The organism is Luoshenia tenuis (assembly GCF_014384745.1).
Lineage (GTDB): Bacteria > Bacillota > Clostridia > Christensenellales.
In genome coordinates this window covers 352998-369984 of the sequence record NZ_JACRSO010000002.1, presented here as the reverse complement: position 1 = coordinate 369984, position 16987 = coordinate 352998, and the positions used below count along the sequence as shown (strand labels likewise).

General features: G+C 58.6%; 15 protein-coding genes. 7 read left to right on the top strand and 8 right to left on the bottom strand.

Annotation, left to right across the window (positions count from 1 at the left end; translation table 11 throughout):
- Positions 1-16: 16 nt before the first annotated feature.
- On the bottom strand, positions 17-874 hold the full coding sequence (locus tag H8699_RS06675) for a DUF6612 family protein (RefSeq protein WP_249284995.1): 858 nt from the start codon (positions 872-874) through the stop codon (positions 17-19).
- 135 nt (positions 875-1009) lie between these two features.
- Here H8699_RS06675 and H8699_RS06670 point away from each other — a divergent pair, with 135 nt between their 5' ends.
- Together H8699_RS06670 and H8699_RS06665 are read left to right on the top strand one after the other, a co-directional pair.
- Entirely contained in the window at positions 1010-2137 is a 1128-nt protein-coding gene (locus H8699_RS06670) for an exonuclease SbcCD subunit D (RefSeq protein WP_249284994.1), read from the top strand.
- A complete protein-coding gene (locus H8699_RS06665; RefSeq protein ID WP_249284993.1) occupies positions 2134-5166 on the top strand; it encodes an AAA family ATPase in 3033 nt (1010 codons plus the stop codon). Before H8699_RS06670 ends, H8699_RS06665 begins: the two co-directional genes overlap by 4 nt.
- A gap of 86 nt (positions 5167-5252) precedes the next feature.
- Here the strand turns inward: H8699_RS06665 and H8699_RS06660 are convergent, their stop codons facing one another.
- Positions 5253-5690 (bottom strand): MarR family winged helix-turn-helix transcriptional regulator, encoded by a 438-nt coding sequence (locus H8699_RS06660; protein ID WP_138296164.1) that lies wholly within the window; start codon positions 5688-5690, stop codon positions 5253-5255.
- Between the two features lie 159 nt (positions 5691-5849).
- Between H8699_RS06660 and H8699_RS06655 the strand changes: the two genes are divergently transcribed.
- Together H8699_RS06655 and H8699_RS06650 are read left to right on the top strand one after the other, a co-directional pair.
- Positions 5850-6440, top strand: a complete 591-nt coding sequence (locus H8699_RS06655; RefSeq protein WP_249284992.1) for a cytidylate kinase-like family protein — start codon at positions 5850-5852, stop codon at positions 6438-6440.
- A 26-nt stretch (positions 6441-6466) separates the two neighbouring features.
- Positions 6467-7834 (top strand): MATE family efflux transporter, encoded by a 1368-nt coding sequence (locus tag H8699_RS06650; protein ID WP_249285118.1) that lies wholly within the window; start codon positions 6467-6469, stop codon positions 7832-7834.
- A gap of 53 nt (positions 7835-7887) precedes the next feature.
- On the opposite strand, the gene H8699_RS06645 is transcribed toward H8699_RS06650, so the two are convergent.
- From H8699_RS06645 to H8699_RS06625, 5 genes are all read right to left on the bottom strand, one after another.
- Positions 7888-8409: a GNAT family N-acetyltransferase gene (locus tag H8699_RS06645; protein ID WP_249284991.1), complete on the bottom strand. Its 522-nt coding sequence runs from the start codon at positions 8407-8409 to the stop codon at positions 7888-7890.
- 344 nt (positions 8410-8753) lie between these two features.
- Positions 8754-9887, bottom strand: coding sequence for a Gfo/Idh/MocA family protein (locus H8699_RS06640; protein ID WP_249284990.1), 1134 nt, complete (start codon positions 9885-9887; stop codon positions 8754-8756).
- A 131-nt stretch (positions 9888-10018) separates the two neighbouring features.
- Positions 10019-10360: a TIGR04076 family protein gene (locus tag H8699_RS06635; RefSeq protein ID WP_249284989.1), complete on the bottom strand. Its 342-nt coding sequence runs from the start codon at positions 10358-10360 to the stop codon at positions 10019-10021.
- A gap of 169 nt (positions 10361-10529) precedes the next feature.
- Positions 10530-11366, bottom strand: coding sequence for an aldo-keto reductase family protein (locus H8699_RS06630; protein WP_249284988.1), 837 nt, complete (start codon positions 11364-11366; stop codon positions 10530-10532).
- 112 nt (positions 11367-11478) lie between these two features.
- A complete protein-coding gene (locus tag H8699_RS06625; RefSeq protein ID WP_249284987.1) occupies positions 11479-12480 on the bottom strand; it encodes a LacI family DNA-binding transcriptional regulator in 1002 nt (333 codons plus the stop codon).
- A 146-nt stretch (positions 12481-12626) separates the two neighbouring features.
- Between H8699_RS06625 and H8699_RS06620 the strand changes: the two genes are divergently transcribed.
- The 3 genes from H8699_RS06620 (at position 12627) to H8699_RS06610 (ending at position 16260) form a co-directional block, all read left to right on the top strand.
- Positions 12627-14699 carry a beta-galactosidase gene (locus tag H8699_RS06620; RefSeq protein WP_249284986.1) on the top strand — a complete coding sequence of 691 codons (2073 nt, stop codon included), beginning with the start codon at positions 12627-12629 and terminating at the stop codon, positions 14697-14699.
- 82 nt (positions 14700-14781) lie between these two features.
- A complete protein-coding gene (locus H8699_RS06615) occupies positions 14782-16017 on the top strand; it encodes a [Fe-Fe] hydrogenase large subunit C-terminal domain-containing protein (RefSeq protein WP_249284985.1) in 1236 nt (411 codons plus the stop codon).
- A 54-nt stretch (positions 16018-16071) separates the two neighbouring features.
- On the top strand, positions 16072-16260 hold the full coding sequence (locus H8699_RS06610; protein ID WP_249284984.1) for a ferredoxin: 189 nt from the start codon (positions 16072-16074) through the stop codon (positions 16258-16260).
- A 63-nt stretch (positions 16261-16323) separates the two neighbouring features.
- On the opposite strand, the gene H8699_RS06605 is transcribed toward H8699_RS06610, so the two are convergent.
- On the bottom strand, positions 16324-16959 hold the full coding sequence (locus H8699_RS06605; RefSeq protein WP_249284983.1) for a lactate utilization protein: 636 nt from the start codon (positions 16957-16959) through the stop codon (positions 16324-16326).
- Positions 16960-16987: the final 28 nt, after the last annotated feature.

Genomic DNA, 16987 nt, shown 5'->3' with positions numbered 1-16987 from the left:
TTTGGCATGCAAGCCGTTAAACCTGCGTTTCCTTCGCCTCTGCAGGGATGTCAAAGTCGGGCGCGCTGTCAAAATCGCCAAGTTCTACCACAACGCTGCAGGTATTGGCCTTAAAATCCATATAGGCGGCCATCTCGGGAGAGCCGCTCATGGCGTTTTCCATAATGCCGGTCATGATGTCCGTCATATCCATCTCATAGCGTACGGGCAGCAGCTTTTCCTTGTCCAGCCAGATGGTGATGGGCAGATCGCTGATCGCCTGATACAGCGTTGCGACGTCTTCCTTGCCGATATTCCCTCCCTCTGAAATAGAATTTAGAACGCCGGAGGCGGTTACAGCCTCCTCCAAAGCCTCCCCGGTCAGCGCGCCTTCAAGGCGGATGGCCGCGCGGCCGCCGATCTGCTCTTCGCCGGTCTCTTTAAAACTCTCGGCGCATTGGCTGTAGAGCTTGAAGGCGGATTGCAGGTCAAACGTATCCGCCTTGGAGCCTTCCGCGCCGATGGCCTCTTCGGTTCGGGTCCATTTGTCCGCCAGAAGGGTGTAGGTGATCGCCTTGCCGTCTTGCTGCTCCATATACAGGGTAGCTTCCTGCTGGCCCAAAAGCGTGCCGCCATCCATCATCATATCGGCCTTCACACGGGTAGGGTCGCTAAAAACCGTCATATCGTATTGGATGGCCATGGCGATTTGCTGCTGAACGATGGAAAAGTCCATCTTCATATCCATGGTAGCCGTCATGCTTTTGACCTTGCTCAGATTTATCTGGGCCTGCACGATCTTCTGCGCGGGGGTCATGTTCTGTGCGCAGCCGCCAAACCCTATTGCCAGCGCCAATACCAGCAAAAGCGCCGCTGCCTTGCGTATGTGTCTCACTTTTTAACCTCTCCCATTCTAGATATTAGTGATACCAGTATAGCAAGAAAGAGAGCGAAAGTATAGCGGCAGCCCCGCAGCTTTACGCCGCGCCGGGGAAAAGGTATACTGGAAATATAGAATTTGGAGGGAAAGATGAAGTTATTACATACATCCGACTGGCACCTGGGGCTGAGCCTGCACCAGGCGCCGCTGGCGGAAGAACAGCAGGATTTTATCGACCAGCTCCTGACGATCGTCGACCGGGAGGGGGTAGAGGCGGTGCTGATCGCCGGGGACGTGTTCGACCACGCCGTATCCTCCGCCCAGGCCATAGCGCAATACAGCCGGGCGATGGAGGCCCTTTGCCTGGAGCGGGGCCTGCCGGTCCTGCTCATTGCCGGGAACCACGATGGCGCGGCGCGCCTGGCCTCTTGCGGCGCGCTTTTGGGCCGGGCCGGGCTGCACATCGCCGGGCGGCTGACCCGGGAGGTGGAGTGCGTGCCCCTTCAAGATGTGATGATCCACATGCTGCCCTACTTTAATACCGACGAGGCGCGCTACCTCTATCCCGAGGACAAGCTGGAGGATTATGGGGCGGCCATGCGCCGCGTGGTGGAGGGCATCCCACTGGAGGCGGGTTACCGGCATATATTGCTGGCGCATTGCTTTGTGGGCGGCGCGGCGCTTTCAGAGAGCGACCGGGCGGCCAGCGTGGGCGGGGCCAATCAGGTGGGCGCCGCGGTATTTCAGCGGTTCGATTATGTCGCTCTGGGGCATCTGCACCGGGCGCAATGGGCGGGGCCGAACCTGCGCTACAGCGGCTCGCCTCTGAAGTATTCTTTTGCGGAGGCCGGTCACACCAAGAGCGTGACCCTGATCGATACGCAGGATATGGCCGTACGGGAGCTCCCCATCGTGCCCAAGCGCGATCTGCGGGTCATCCGCGGGGCGTTTGAAGCGATCATGGCCGGGGCCAAGGAGGACGCGCAGGCGCAGGATTACCTGCGTATAGAGCTGACGGACAGCTTTGCGAGCCTGGAAAAGCTGCAGTGGCTGCGGGAGTATTACCCCAACCTGCTCAACCTGGTGGGCAGGGCGCTGGAGATGGAAAAGGGGCAGGACAGCCTGGAGGTAACGCAGCTGGAACGGCTCTCGGACAGCGACGTGCTGCTGCACTTTTATCGGGATATTCTGCAAAGCCAGCCGGATGAGCAAGAGCTGCGCTGGTTTGCAGAGGCGCTGGCGCGTCTGGAGCGGCAGGAAGGAGGCGGCGTTTCGTGATCCCACGGGAACTTAGTATAGAAGCCTTTGGCCCCTTTGTCGCAAAACAAACCATCGATTTTTCGCGCTTTGCCAAAGCGGGACTGTTTTTGATCCACGGGGTGACCGGCGCCGGCAAAACGGCGCTGTTAGATGCGATGACCTATGCCCTTTACGGCAGGAGCAGCGGCGGCGGACGGGGGGATTTTGCGGCCATGCGCTGCCAGCTGGCCGAGGCCGCACAGCAAACGCAGGTGTCTTTTACCTTTCAGGTCCGCAGCGGGACCTACCGCTTTTACCGGCGTCTGCGCCCGCGCAAAAAGCGCAACGGTACGGTAGAATACCTGCCCGAGTGCAACGCCTTTTACCGGGATGGGCGGGGCGAGGATGTGCCGCTGTTTGAAAACCCCCGCCAAAGGGATGTTGAGGCCAAGGCGCAGGAGCTGATCGGCATGAGCTATGAGCAATTTTGCCAAGTCATTCTGCTGCCGCAAGGCCAGTTTGAGCGGCTGCTGGTCGCCAAATCAGAAGAGAAGGAGAATATCCTGGTCACGCTCTTCCATGCGCAGCATTATCAGGACCTGGCGCAAAGCCTGTACGAGCGCGCCGCCGCGCTGCGGGAGCAGTTGACACAAAGGCGGATGCGGGTTGAGGCGGCGCTGGGCAGCCTTGAGTGTGCCACCCAGGAGGAACTGGCAGAGAAAATGCAGCAGGCTGCGTTAGAGCTGGCGCAGCTGGATGAGGCGATAGAGCGCTCCGAACGGGCGGAAAAGGCGGCGCTGCCGGCGTACGAGGCCGCGCAGGAGACCCAGCGGCTGCGCAGGCAGGTAGAGCAGCTGGAAAGGGAAAACGAGCAGGTTCAAACGCAGCTGGAGGGGATGCGGGAAAACTTTCGCGCTCTGCAGGCGGCCAGACGCGCCCAACAGGCTACCCCCGCCTTTGAAGCGGTGCAGCGCGCCAGGCGGGAGTGTGCACAGCGGGAAGAGGCGCGCATCCGCACGGCGGCTCAGCAAAGCGAGGCGCAAAAGCGCGTGCGGGCGTTGGAGGAACAGGGCGCGGCGCTGGAGCGGGAGGCGCCCGCCCTGCAGGCGGCCAAGCGGACCTGCCTGCAGTTGGAAGGGCTGCGGCCGGTCTATGAGCAGCTGGCTGCAGCGCAGGAAGCGTTTTTCAGCGCCGATAAGACGCACTTGGCGCAGCAAGAGCAGGCGCAAGTGTTGCTTGGCGAGCTGGAGCGGCTGCAGGCCCAGGTGGAAAAGCTGCAGGCTGTAAGGGGCGATCTGGAAGAGGCGGCCGCCCGCCTGCCCGCACTGCAGCAGCGCCATCTGCGGGCCCAGCAGGCCTGGCAGCTTTTTGCTGCCTTGACGGATGTGGAAAAGGAGATAGCCCGGGACCAGGAAAAGAAGGCCCAGACTTGGGATCGGCGAAATGCCCTGCAACGGAAGCTGGAGGATATGGAGACCCTTTACCTTGCCCGCAGCCGCAGTTTTATTAACAATGCGGCCGCAAGGCTGGGGGAACTGCTGCAGGAGGGCCAGCCCTGCCCGGTATGTGGCAGCCTGCACCATCCTAGCCCCGCCCAGGCCGAGCACGAGCGCGTAGAGGCCAAGGAGCTTGACGCGCTGGCCCAAAGCCTGCAAACGGTGCGCCAGAATCTGGAAAAACAGGCAGGCTTGCTGGCGGCATTAGAGGCCGGGCAGACGGCAAAGACGCGGCAGGTATCCCAGCTGCGCGCGCAGCTGGAACAGCTGGGCGGTTATGAAAGTGGGCAGCTGGAGGCGGCGCAGGCGGCCCTTGAAAAGGCGCGCACCCAGCAGGAGCAGCTGGAAGGAATATTGGCTGAACTGCGCGGCTTGATGCAGAATAAAGCCGATTTGGAGCAAAAAAGAGCTGCCAGCCAGGAGGGGGAGAGACAAGCCCGGCAGGCGCTGGAAAAGGCGGCCGCCCGGCGCGACGCGCTGCTGGCCCAAGGTGCAGAGGGGATTAAGAGTCTTGACGCTTTGCAAAATGAAATATTGAAGCAGCGCCATGCACTGGAACGAGCCGAACAAGTTAGAGCAGACTGGAGCCAGGCTTGGGAGAAGGCGCAGTTCGCCCTCTCCGCTGCCCAAGCCCAGGCGGCCCAGGCCAGCCAGGAGGGCCTGGCAGCCACCCAGAGCTTGGAGCGGAGCGAGGCAGAGCTGCGCGAAGCTTGGGCGCAGGCCGGCTTCCAGGATGAAGCGGCGTTTTTTGCCGCCCGCCGCTCGCCCGAGCAAATTGAGGCGCTGGATCAGACGGTATCCGCCTTTAAGGCGCGCAAGGAGGCGGCCGAGCGCAACCTGTCGGCCGCGCAGGCAGAGCTGCAAGGGCGCACGCAGCAGGATGTGGAGGCGCTGCGCGTAGAACTTGAGGCCATCCGTGCGGAGAAAAACCGCCTGCAAACCCAACGGATGGTGACCCAGCAGCAGCGCCAGCGCCTCCAGCGCGTGCATAGGGAAACGGAGCAAACGCTGGCACAACTGGAAACAGAGCGCATTGAGCAGGAAAAAATGGCGGCTTTTGCCACCCTGCTGCGCGGCGATAAGGGGATCAGCCTGCGTCGCTATGTGTTGGGCATCATGCTTTCCGCGGTGACCCAGCAGGCCAATGAGATGCTTAAAAACGTACATGGCGGCCGGTATCAGCTCTACCGTACCATGGAGGGCAGCGGCAGGGCCCGCAAGATCGGGCTGGATCTGGAGGTGTACGACCATTATTCGGGCGAGCGGCGGCCGGCAGTCAGTCTGTCGGGCGGGGAAAAGTTTCTGGTGGCGCTTTCGCTATCCTTAGGGCTTGCGGCAGTGGTACAGGCCCAGTCGGGCGGGATGCGGATGGAGGCCATGTTTATCGATGAAGGCTTCGGCTCGCTGGATCCGCAATCCATCGAGGATGCGCTGGCGGTGCTGGCCTCCGTGCGGGGCTCCCGGCGTCTGGTGGGCATTATCTCCCACGTGGCGCTGCTGCGCGAGAATATCGAGGCCGGGGTCTACGTGGAAAAGGGCCCGCAGGGCAGCGCGATCCATATCCGAGCTTAGTTTTGGCAAGCGGATACGGCTGCGTAAAACGCATATATAAAAAAGGACCCCGCAGGCATTGCCCGGGGTCCTTTTGCTTTTAAACGTTAACGGATGTTGTCAAAGTAGTCCATGGCGCGCCCACCTGTCTTTTGCAGCATCTCAAAAAAGATCGCCCGCTCGATCTTCGTCATATCCTGCGTCAGGGTCGTAGCCCAATCCTCGCCAATCTGCCGGAGCATGGGATAAATGGCATGCGCCTTTTCGGTGGGGCGCACGTCGATCGAGCGGCTATCCCTGGGGTTAGGGGTCCGGGTCACGTAGCCCTGGAGCTCCAGCTTTCCCAGCATCTTGGCCACCGTGCTTTTATCGATATCCAGAATATCGCAGAATTGGTGCTGCTGCATCGCTCCGCGCTCGCAAGTGATCATAATAAAGGGGATCTGTCCGCTTGTGATGCCCACATCCTGCGTTTGCAGGTTCAGGTACATCTGGGTTTTGCGGTAGACTACGGAGATCATTTTAATAATGTCCGCATGCTCCATAATGGGGGGCCTCCTAATAGTTTCTATTGCAACGATATTATGGTATGAATGTGGCATTTTGTCAAGCTTTATTGACTTTGTTTTTAGATTATTCTATAATTTAGCTGGCAAATCATTTAAGAATAACGGTTGCAATTAAAACTAATAGGGAGGGTGAATATGCACAATCAGGTCATTACCCTGGCCAGGGAGTTCGGCTCTGGCGGGCGGTTGATCGGCAAGCGGCTCTCGGAGCTTTTGCAGATCCCCTTTTATGACCGGGAGGTCATCGTGGAAGCGGCCCGAAAGACCGGCCTGAGCGAGGACTATATCAGCGAGGCGGAACAGAAAAAATCGCACTTTATCTATAATCTATCCTTTTCGCCGGAAAACCTGCCGCTGAGCGATCAGGTTTTTTTGGCCCAGGCTGAGGTGATCCGCGCCGCTGCCCAGCAAGGCCCCTGTGTGATCGTGGGGCGCTGTGCCGATGATATCCTGCGGGAATATCCGGGGCGGGTCAGCGTGTTTATCCATGCACCGCTGGAGCAGCGCGTCCGCCGGGCGCGCGAAGTCTACCATGTTGAGGCGGCGGATGTGAAAAGCGACGTGCTGCGGCGGGACAAGCAGCGCGCGGCGTATTACAATTACTTTACCAATGCCCGCTGGGGGCAGCTGAAAAACTACGATATGGCGCTGGACAGCTCCGTTGGGATCGAGCAGGCTGCGCAGCTGATCTGTCAACTGGTAAAATTTAGGGGTGATAGAAATTGAGCGAAACACAAATTCAGGAAAACAAGATGGGGGTCATGCCGGTCAACAAGCTGCTGGTCACCATGTCCCTGCCTATGGTCATCTCCATGCTGGTGCAAGCGCTTTACAATATTGTGGACAGCATGTTTGTCGCGCAGCTGAGCGAGAACGCGTTGACGGCCGTTTCGCTGGCCTTTCCGGCGCAGAACCTAATGATCGCCGTGGCTACGGGCACGGGCGTAGGTATCAACGCCCGGCTGTCCAAGAACCTAGGAGAAAAACGGTTTGATACCGCCAACAAAGTAGCGGAAAACGGCGTGTTCCTGGCGGCCGTCAGCTTTATCGTCTTTGCGCTGCTGGGCGGCATATTTTCGAGGCTGTTTTTCCAAATGCAGACCGATATCGGCGAGATCGTGGATTATGGAACGGACTATCTGATCATCTGTACGGTTTGCTCGTTCGGTATCTTTTTTCAGATCACCTTCGAGCGGCTGCTTCAGTCCACGGGCAAAACCTTTTATACCATGATCACCCAAGGCGTAGGGGCGATCGTCAATATCATTCTGGACCCGATCATGATCTTTGGGCTATTCGGCTTCCCGCGGATGGAGGTAGCCGGCGCGGCGGCTGCTACGGTGATCGGGCAGATCGTCGCGGCCTGCATTGCGGTCTATCTGAACCACAAGAAAAACCACGAGATCCGTTTAAAGGTGCGCGCCTTCCGTCCCGACGCGGGCATCATCAAGCACATCTACAGCGTGGGCGTGCCCTCCATCATCATGGCCTCCATCGGTTCTGTAATGACCTTTGGCCTAAATAAGATATTGATCGCCTTTTCCTCTACGGCTACGGCGGTACTGGGCGTGTATTTTAAGCTGCAAAGCTTTATCTTTATGCCGATTTTTGGGCTGAACAACGGTATGGTGCCCATCATCGCCTATAACTTCGGCGCGCGCAAAAAAGACCGCATGGTCAAAACGATGCAGCTGAGCATTTTGTACGCGGTATGTATCATGCTGCTGGGACTGGCGGCGTTCTGGATCTTCCCGGCACAGCTGCTGGGCATCTTTAACGCATCGGAAACCATGTTGCAGATCGGCGTTCCGGCGCTGCGCATCATCAGTATCCATTTTGCCGTGGCGGGCTTTTGCATCATCACCTCCTCGGTCTGTCAGGCGCTGGGGCACGGCATGCTCAGCTTGACGGTATCGCTGATCCGCCAGCTGGTGGTGTTGCTGCCGGTGGCTTACCTGCTCTCCCTGTGGGGCGGGCTGGATGCGATCTGGTGGGCTTTCCCCATCGCGGAGGTTTCCTCGGCTATTCTGTGCTCCATTTTCCTGCGGCACATCTACCAAAAGGAGATCAAGCCTTTAGGCGAACCCCTGGTAGACGGCAGGGCAGCGGTAAAGGCTTGATAAACCGCAAAAGCAAAACAAAAGGGCTGCGCCAATAGCGCAGCCCTTTGCCGTTATTCCCGATTTTCTATGCCAAACGCCGACGGGAATTTCACCACGGCGTCCCACCTGACCTTTTTACCGTCCAGATGGATGGCCATAAAGTTCTCATCCGCTACGGGGAATGGGGCGCGGATGCCAAACGTACTGGCCGGTTGATAACCCCACTTGGGATAATATTTTTCGCTGCCAAGGAGGATCACGACCTCATAACCCAATGCCTTTGCAATGCGGTGTCCCTCGCGGATCAGCGCCTGCCCGATGCCCTGGCGCTGATGGCCCGGCGCCACGCTCAGCGGCGCAAGCGTCAGCGCCTCGTGCGTGCCGATTTGCAAAGTGGTAAACATGATATGGCCCAGAATTTTTCCGTTATCCTCGGCCACCAGGGAAAGCTTTGGTATAAAATGCCTGCTTTTGCGCAGCGCAACGACCAGATCCTGCTCCGTTCCGTCTTTTACCGGCGCGCTTGCAAACGCGCGCTGAACCAGACTGTAAACCGCGGGATAATCCGCTGGCGTTTCTTGGCGTATCAACATAAAAATTACCTCCGATCTCGCTATTCAAACAGACCTGCCTTTGGAGACCGCAGGGCCTTAAGCCCATACAAAAAACAGCGCAGTTCAACTGCGCTTTATATCGCTTAAACGGAGGAGCTCGCCTAAAGCGGTATCCGGCAGGCAGGTAAAACCAAACAGGCCAGCAGCAAAACGCTGACCACGCAGTTCCTTACCGGGATACCGACAAACAAGCACCTCCTTTGATGATCTTTTCACATCAAGCATAGCATTGCAGGGCCATCCTGTCAATCAAAGGCAGGGGAGATTGCAGAAAAGGCCCCGTCCACACGGACGGAGCCTTTTCAATAAGTATAGTTCCTTTTTTATTCGATATCAAGCCAGGTATGCGCCTGGGCGGAGCGGTAGGCCGTATCCAAAATGTGCTGGATCTTGGCACCGTCAAAAACGCTGGGCGTGGCGGGGGTGTGGGTGTAGACGCTGTTATAGAAAGAGTACACACAGTGCGCGTGCGCCCGCAGCCAGCCGATGGATTGCTTGGCGTTGGGGAAGGAGCCGCCGGGGGCGTCAAAGCGCTGGGCCGCATAAATGGAGGTAAAGCCCTTGAGTCCGCCCATGGGCGAATCCGGCAGGGTATTATCATAAAACTGCAGATAATCATTCTCCGTCAGATCCAGAACGATAGCCCCCTTGGTGCCGTGGATCTCGATGCGGGTCATATCATCAAAACCGGTCCGCAGCCGGCTGGCCTCTACCGTGCCGGTGGCGCCGTTTTCCAACCGAAGGATCATGTTGCTGTGATCCTCCGTCACCTGCACGGGGTTGCCGTTTTCATCCTGCCGTACAGGGTTGGGGGTAAAGGTCTCGCTGATCAGCCGCTCAGCCTTGAGGCCGCACAACCACAACAGCAGGTCGATCGCGTGGGAGCCCAAATCCTGAATGGCGCCGCCGCCCGAGAGCGCGGAGCGCTGGCGCCAGCCCATGGCGCCCGTGGGATTGGCGCCGCCGGCGGTAAAATAGGCGGCCCGGAAGGTCAAAATATCGCCCAGCGCGCCATCGGCGATCAATTGGCGCGCACGCATCGAGGCAGGGAAAAAGCGGTTGTGGAAGGCCATCTGGTGGATCACATCTTTGCCTTCCAGCGCCTTGCAGGCCTCGTCGGCCTGCTGGGCGGAGACCGCCAGCGGTTTATCGACGTAAACGTGCTTGCCTGCGTTGACCGCATCGATCAGGATCGGCACGTGCAGAGCATTGGGGGTGCAGATGTGCACCGCGTCGATATCCTCGCGGGCCAAAAGCGCCTTATAGTCGTCGGTGGCAAATTCAAACCCTACCCGTGCCTTGGCGTCCTGCGCCAGGGAGAGGACGGGGTCGCACACGCCGACCAGCTTGGTTTGGAAGGGAAGGTTGTTGTAAAAAAGCGGCATGTTCAAATGCCCATAAGTATGGGCTTTGCCCATAAATCCAAAGCCGATGATGCCTACGCCAATGGTCTGCATAGAGTACCTCCTTAAAAGTAAGTGCTGTCAAACCTAAGCTTACCAAAAGGGGTGACGTTTTGCCACCCCTTTGGAGAGATGTTTTTAAATTGTTTATAAATATACCGGCCATACCGCGCCGCCCTGGACGGTTAATCCTCTACGTCGATGCGCTCGATCTTAAAGATCACGGGCCGGGTTCCGTCGTTGCAGCAGGCGATCATCATTTTTTCGTCATTGGTCCAACCGCGCATAATGGAACCGCCCTGCAGGGCCGTGTACACATAGCGGCTGATGGCGTCCCAGGCTTCAGAGCAGAATTTGCCCTCGAGCATATGCCAAAAGTCGTCCCGCGCATCGTTGCGCTCCAGTATAAATTCCTGCCCGACCTCAAACATGGGGCAGGGGCCGGAATGAGGATCGGCAAGGTATTGCTCTTGCAGATCTCCATAACATTCTTTACGTAATACCGTGATTTTGCACTTATGCTCCACGATTCTTCCTCCTTTTGCCCCAAAAACCACAGACGGTTTAAAGGCGCTTTTTTCCATTATACCGCTAAAGCCTGACGCTGTCATGCTTGGCTCTGGCCGGGGGAGGGCGGCAAAACGCTATAGGCAAGGCCCGCAGGGCGAGATGCCTGCGGGCCTAGTTTTGCTGTGCTTAAAGTTTTTGGTGCAACCGGCCCTCCACCTCAGGATGGCGCCGCTCCAGCGCCGCGCGGGAGAACTCTACCGTTTCGTGCACTTCTTCGGGCGTCATACACCCTACGGCCACCATGTCCTTCTCGCGGATGGTGTTCCAGACGAAGTTCAGCCCCACAAAGGGGTTTAAATGCCCGGCCGCCATGGGCTTAATGGTCAGCACCGGCTTTTTGGCGTTCCAGATGACGGTGTTCACGGTTTCAATCTCCACCTGCATCATAAAGCCGATGGGGTTGTAGATCTGGATATAGGTCTCCACATCGTACCCGTTCTGGTCGGCATAGGTGATGATCTCGGGCATATGCGCCGAAAGCCCGGGGATCATATCCAGCTCACGGATCATATAGAGATAGTCCTCAATGCGCTCGATCTTTTCCTGGCCCTTGTTGACCAGCTTTTCCACCGCCACATGCAGGGGCAGCACGATCTCCACGCCGTCCTCCTTAAACTGTTTAAAGGTGTTGCGCACCTCTTTGCGGGCCTCGTCGCTGTCGGTCACATCGATATTGGTCAGCTGGACGATATGCACCTTTTGCCCGGTGCGCTCCTCGGCCAGGCGCACGCCGTCAAGCATGTAATCCTTGCCGGAGATGCCGCCGATAATGGTGTCCACGCCATAGCTCAGATAGGTCTGCACGATCTCGGCCACGGCCTCTTTATTGTTGTTGATCTCCTGGATATGGGTATCCCTGGCCTTGGTGCGGTGGGAACCGCCCACGATATTGTTGGTGCCCATAATCATTCGAGAGACGGAGAGGTTGCCGATCTTGGTACGGGGAAACATTTCGCTCATCATTGCCACACCCTTCTAAAAATATAAAATAGATCTGTATTGGTTCACAATTAAATATCGTTTTAGAAACGTTTCGAAATCAGTATAGCAAGAACCCGCCGGGCTGTCAAGGGCGCTACAAAAGCGTGCCCGCGCGCACGACCAGCTGCGGCGCATATTTTTGCTGTAATAAAGCGGGTTCATCTTTTTCCACGATTTGATAGATGTATTCGATACAGGCCCGAGTCATCTGACCGATAGGCTGGCGGATGCTGGTCAGGCCAATCGCATCGTTATGCTCGGGGTCGGCGTCGTCAAAGCCGATCAGCGCCACATCCTGCCCGGGGATCAGGCCGCGCTCCTCCAGCACATGGATGGCCGCATAAGCCATTTCATCGTTGGCGGCCATAATGGCCTGCGGCGTTTCTCCGCCGCCGGCAAAATACGCTCCCAGCGCGGCAGCGGTCTGCTCCCGGCTATAGCCGCCGCCTACCACCTGGCAAAAGGCAAGGCCGTGGTCCGCAATGCAGCCCAGGTAGGCCTGCGTGCGCACGTCTTTGTCCATTTCAGCCTCTGCGCATCCGGAGATAAAGAGCACTTTGCGTTTGTCGCGGGCATAGAGCGCGTCAAACCCCTCGCGGATGCCCGCCGCATCGTCACAGCAGACATAGCTGCAGGAGGCCTGCTCCCTGCCAAAGACGATATAGGGCGTTTTCGCCGTGCTCAGCAGGGCGATCACCTCTTTGGGCAGCTGCGCGTTAAATACGATGATCCCATCCGAGCGGGAATTGCCCAGATAGCGGCGCATATCCTGCAGGTCGATCGCGGGACTTTTGAGCTGGCAAAGCGCCAGCCAGCCGTAATTTTCGCCGATAATATCGGACAGGGTGGAGATACACTTGAGGATATAGGGACTGGTCAGCCCGGCGCTGTTGTAGAGCAAAAGGCCGATATTGTTGCTCAGCCCCGAGGCTAACGAGCGGGCGTTGGCGTTGGGCACGTAATTATATTTGCGCGCGATCTCGATGATCCGCCTGTGTTTATCCGAAACGATGCGCCCCTTTTTATTCAGCGCGTAGGAGACCGTAGAGATCGAAACCCCGGCCTCGCGTGCAATATCCTTGATGGTAACCTTCATATACAAATCCCCCTGTCGGCTTTATCCCATTATAGGCGCGGGAAGGGGCGGTGTCAAATGCGCTGCGGAAACGTTTTGATTGCGCCGGGACGCGGCGCTGGTGTATGATGATAGCAAAGATAAAACCGCAATAGGAGGGGGACTTTATGCACCAGCAAACACCTGTTCGCTTCCGGCCCGTAATCAGCGCGTGCCCGCACCTGATCCACGGGGCGGACTACAATCCCGACCAGTGGATCAAGTGGAAGGATACCATCTGGAAAGAGGATATGCGCCTGGCCAAAGAGGCCGGGATCAATGAACTAAGCATCGGGATTTTTTCTTGGGCCATGCTGGAACCCGCCGAAGGCGAGTATCACTTTGAATGGCTGGACGAAGTGATGGATATGCTGGCGGATGCAGGTATCACCGCGATTCTGGCTACGCCCAGCGGCGCCCGGCCGCCCTGGATGGCCCAGGCCTACCCGGAGGTGTTGCGCACGGGCAGAGACCTGCGGCGCATCCGCTATAGCGCCCGGCACAACCACTGCCTGACCTCACCGGTCTACCGGGAAAAGGTCGCGCAGATCAATACCCTTTTGGCCAAACGCTATGCAAACCATCCCGCGCTTGGCATGTGGCATATCTCAAACGAGTACGGCGGCGCCTGCTATTGTGAAATGTGCCAGGAGAAGTTCAGGCAGTACTTAAAGGCGCGCTACCAAACCCTGGACGCGCTCAACGAGGCTTGGTGGGGCGGATTCTGGGCGCACCTGTATACGGATTGGAGCCAGATCGAGGCGCCCTCCAAGCTGGGGGAGAGCACAGTGCACGGCCAGCATCTGGACTGGATGCGCTTTACGACCGATCAGTATATCGATTTTTATCAGGCGGAGTGCGCGCCGCTGCGCGAAATTACGCCGGAGGTGCCCATCACCACCAACTTTATGCGCATGGAGGGCCATGACGATGTGGATATGGAGATCGACTACTTCCGCCTAGCCCGGGTGCTGGATGTGGTCAGTTGGGATAACTACCCCCAGTGGCGCACGGACGAGGGGGATGAGGAAGTGGCCTGCCAGGCGGCCTTTATGCACGACCTGTTCCGCGGCATGCGGGGCGGCCAGCCCTTTTTGCTGATGGAAAGCTCGCCCTCGCCCACCAACTGGCAGCCGGTCGCGCGCCTGAGCGCGCCGGGCGGGCACAAGCTGCACAGCCTGCAGGCCGTGGCCCATGGCTCGGACTCGGTGCAGTACTTCCAGTTCCGCAAAAGCCGGGGCTCCTATGAAAAGTTCCACGGCGCGGTGGTGGACCACGAGGGGAGCAACCGCACCCGGGTATTCCGGGAGGTGGCGGATACTGGCGCGGCCCTGGCCAAGCTGGACGCCGTTGTGGGCACCACGGTGCCCGCACAAGTGGCCCTGCTGTACGATTGGGAGAACCGCTGGGCCCTGCGGGACGCAAAGTTTGCCGATAACACCGATAAGCGCTTTGAGGACGTGGTGCGCGAGCATTACCGGGCGCTTTGGCATCTGGGCGTGCCGGTGGAAATGGTGGATGAGGACAGCAGCCTGAATAAGTTCAAACTGGTGATCGCGCCCATGGCGTATCTGTTGAAGGATGGCTTTGCAAAGCGGCTTGCGGACTTTGCTCGCGCCGGCGGCAGGGTGGTGCTGACCTATATGAGCGGCTATGTGGACCAGCGGGATCTGGTGAACCTGGGCGGCTTCCCGGGGCCGCTCAAGGAGCTGGCCGGGATATGGGATGAGGAGCTGGATACCCTCTATCCCGATCAGTCGAATCAGGTCACCTGGCAGGGCAAAACCTACCGGGCGCAGGGCTACTGCACCCTTGTGCACCTGGAGGGCGCCAGGGCGCTTGCGGCCTATGAGAAGGACTTTTACGCGGGCTATCCGGCGCTGACGGTCAACGATTATGGGCAGGGCCGCGCTTACTACATGGCCTGCCGGTTAGACGATGCGTTTTTGATGGACTTTTACCGGGAACTTACGGCTTCCTGCGGCATTTCGCCTGTGCTGCCCGGCGCGCTGCCCCGAGGGGTAAGCGCCATGGCGCGCACCGACGGGGAGCGGGAGTATGTTTTTTTGATGAACTTCAGCCACCATCCCCAGCGGGTAGACGTGGGCGCGGGCGGAGCGCGGCTGCTGGGCTGCGGCGCCTGGCAGGGAGAGGTCGTGCTGGAGCCGCAGGCGGTAGAGGTGCTGGCACGCGCCCGGTAAGCCGGATAACAGACGGATTGGCTTTGGCAAAATCCGGCTATACTATGCGGAAAGATACCGATCGTAAGGAAGTGGACTGTGTATGACATTTGATACGCTTTATCAAACCCTGCTGCGCCGGGAGATGCGGGGAGAGAAAGCGCCGCTGCCCGAGCAGGATGCGCGCCAGCTGGATTGCCTGCTGCACCCGGAGAAATATCCGGTGGTGCTGCAAACCGAGGACTGCGGAGGCTGCCCCTCCGGCCAGGCCTGCCGCAAGAGCTGCGTGTTTGACGCCATCACCCTGGGGGAGGATGGTAAGCTAAGCATCGATCCGGACAAGTGCGCGGGCTGCGCGGCCTGTATTAACGCCTGCCGCTCAGGTAAGCTGACCGCAAGCCGGGATGTGCTGCCCGCCATGAAGGCCGTCCGCCAGGGCGGGCGGCTGGCCTATGCCCTGATCGCGCCGGCCTTTTTGGGGCAATTTAGCGACGCAATTACGCCCGGGAAGCTGCGCAGCGCATTTAAAGCGCTGGGCTTTGACGGGATGATCGAAGTGGCGCTGTTTGCGGACATCCTGACCCTGAAAGAAGCGCTGGAGTTTGACCGCAATATCGTAACGGAGGCCGATTATCTTCTGACCAGCTGCTGCTGCCCCATGTGGATCGGCATGATCCGCAAAATCTACCAAGAGCTGATGCCCCATGTACCGGGCTCGGTCTCGCCGATGATCGCCTGCGGGCGGGTCATTAAAAAGCTGCATCCGGACGCGGTGACGGTTTTTATCGGCCCTTGCCTGGCGAAAAAGAGCGAGGCGCGGGAAAAGGATATTGCAGGCGCCGTGGATTATGTTTTGACCTTTCAGGAAATGCGGGATATTTTCGAGGCGGCGGACATACGGCCAGAGGCGTTGGAGGAAAGCGAAAAGGATCATTCCTCCCGCGCGGGGCGCATTTATGCGCGCACCGGCGGGGTCAGCGAGGCGGTGCGTGTGACGGTAGAGCAGTTAAACCCCGACCGGGCGATCGCCGTGCGGACCGAACAGGCCGACGGCGTGCCGGCCTGCAAGGCGATGATCGACCGGCTGAAAAAGGGCGAGGCGAAGGCCAACTTTTTTGAGGGGATGGGCTGCGTAGGCGGCTGCGTGGGCGGCCCCAGGGCGATTTTAGACCGTGAGACCGGGCGGGAAAACGTGGACGCCTATGGCGCGGCGGCAGCCTATGCCACGCCGCTGCAAAACCCCTATGTGCTGGAGCTGCTGCACCGGCTGGGGTTTGATACGGTGGAACAGCTGCTGGAGCACAGCGATCTGTTCACGCGGGATTTTAGCGCATCATAATCTCTGTTTTCGCAGATACTAGGGCTAACTTGATGCGAAAGGGAGATAGGATAAATGAAAGCGAGTATCGATCGAGAAGGCTGCATTGGCTGCGGGCTGTGTCCGGCCACCTGTCCGGAGGTATTCCGCATGGCGGAAGATGGACGGGCCGAGGTGTACGCCCCGGTTACGGACGAAGTGGCGCAAGCCGCGCAGGAGGCCGCGGATAATTGCCCGGTATCCGTTATCGCCGTAGAAGAATAGGTGCATCAGAAAAGGGCCGCAGGCATAAACCTGCGGCCCTTTTTATTGGGATTATAGTATGGCTTAATACCCCAAGTCCTCATCCACCAGATAGACGTGGACCTTGGGTCCCTCAAAGGAGGGGGCGTATTCGTGGATGGCCGTTAAGCGGCAAATGCGGGCGGCCGCCTTGCAATCCATACATTTGCCCGCCTTGGTGCAGGGCGTTTGGGTGTTAAGGCGCTTGGCGTTGAGTACGCAGGCCACGTTCTTGGCGCGGTTCATCGCATCTTCAAACGTTGCGGCGATCTTGTTGCGGCCCACGATGAAAAATACGTGCGCCGGCCCGTAAAAGGTGGCGGACAGGCGGTTGCCCGTACCGTCGATATTGATCAGCACGCCCTGGCTGCTTACGCCGTTGGCGCTGGTCAGGTAATATTCCGAGGCGTTGGCCTTATAGCGCAGGGTTTTGACCAGGGATTGATCCACGCCCGGTTTGCCCATCACTTCCCAATGCCAGGCCACATCGTTTCCCTTGTCCTTCAATGCCTCGTACAGCCCCAGCTCCCGCACTGTTACAGAGCCGCCGATGCCCACCGTTTTGCCCTCGCCGATAAAGTCCATTACCGCGCGCTTTACCTCGTCCGCCGTGTTAAAGATCTGTGCGTCAAAACCGCGCGCATTCAGGTTGTCCGCCGTGGTTTGCAGTATTTCGTTCATCTTGTTCCAAACCTCCCCTAAAACGTTC

Excerpts from the sequence above, each read along its gene's own strand:
- H8699_RS06605 (WP_249284983.1), bottom strand. The coding sequence starts at position 16,959 with ATGAACGAAATACTGCAAACCACGGCGGACAACCTGAATGCGCGCGGT.
- H8699_RS06620 (WP_249284986.1), top strand. The coding sequence starts at position 12,627 with ATGCACCAGCAAACACCTGTTCGCTTCCGGCCCGTAATCAGCGCGTGC.
- H8699_RS06615 (WP_249284985.1), top strand. The coding sequence starts at position 14,782 with ATGACATTTGATACGCTTTATCAAACCCTGCTGCGCCGGGAGATGCGG.
- H8699_RS06670 (WP_249284994.1), top strand. The coding sequence starts at position 1,010 with ATGAAGTTATTACATACATCCGACTGGCACCTGGGGCTGAGCCTGCAC.
- H8699_RS06645 (WP_249284991.1), bottom strand. The coding sequence starts at position 8,409 with ATGTTGATACGCCAAGAAACGCCAGCGGATTATCCCGCGGTTTACAGT.
- H8699_RS06640 (WP_249284990.1), bottom strand. The coding sequence starts at position 9,887 with ATGCAGACCATTGGCGTAGGCATCATCGGCTTTGGATTTATGGGCAAA.
- H8699_RS06610 (WP_249284984.1), top strand. The coding sequence starts at position 16,072 with ATGAAAGCGAGTATCGATCGAGAAGGCTGCATTGGCTGCGGGCTGTGT.
- H8699_RS06655 (WP_249284992.1), top strand. The coding sequence starts at position 5,850 with ATGCACAATCAGGTCATTACCCTGGCCAGGGAGTTCGGCTCTGGCGGG.
- H8699_RS06630 (WP_249284988.1), bottom strand. The coding sequence starts at position 11,366 with ATGATGAGCGAAATGTTTCCCCGTACCAAGATCGGCAACCTCTCCGTC.
- H8699_RS06660 (WP_138296164.1), bottom strand. The coding sequence starts at position 5,690 with ATGGAGCATGCGGACATTATTAAAATGATCTCCGTAGTCTACCGCAAA.
- H8699_RS06625 (WP_249284987.1), bottom strand. The coding sequence starts at position 12,480 with ATGAAGGTTACCATCAAGGATATTGCACGCGAGGCCGGGGTTTCGATC.
- H8699_RS06650 (WP_249285118.1), top strand. The coding sequence starts at position 6,467 with ATGGGGGTCATGCCGGTCAACAAGCTGCTGGTCACCATGTCCCTGCCT.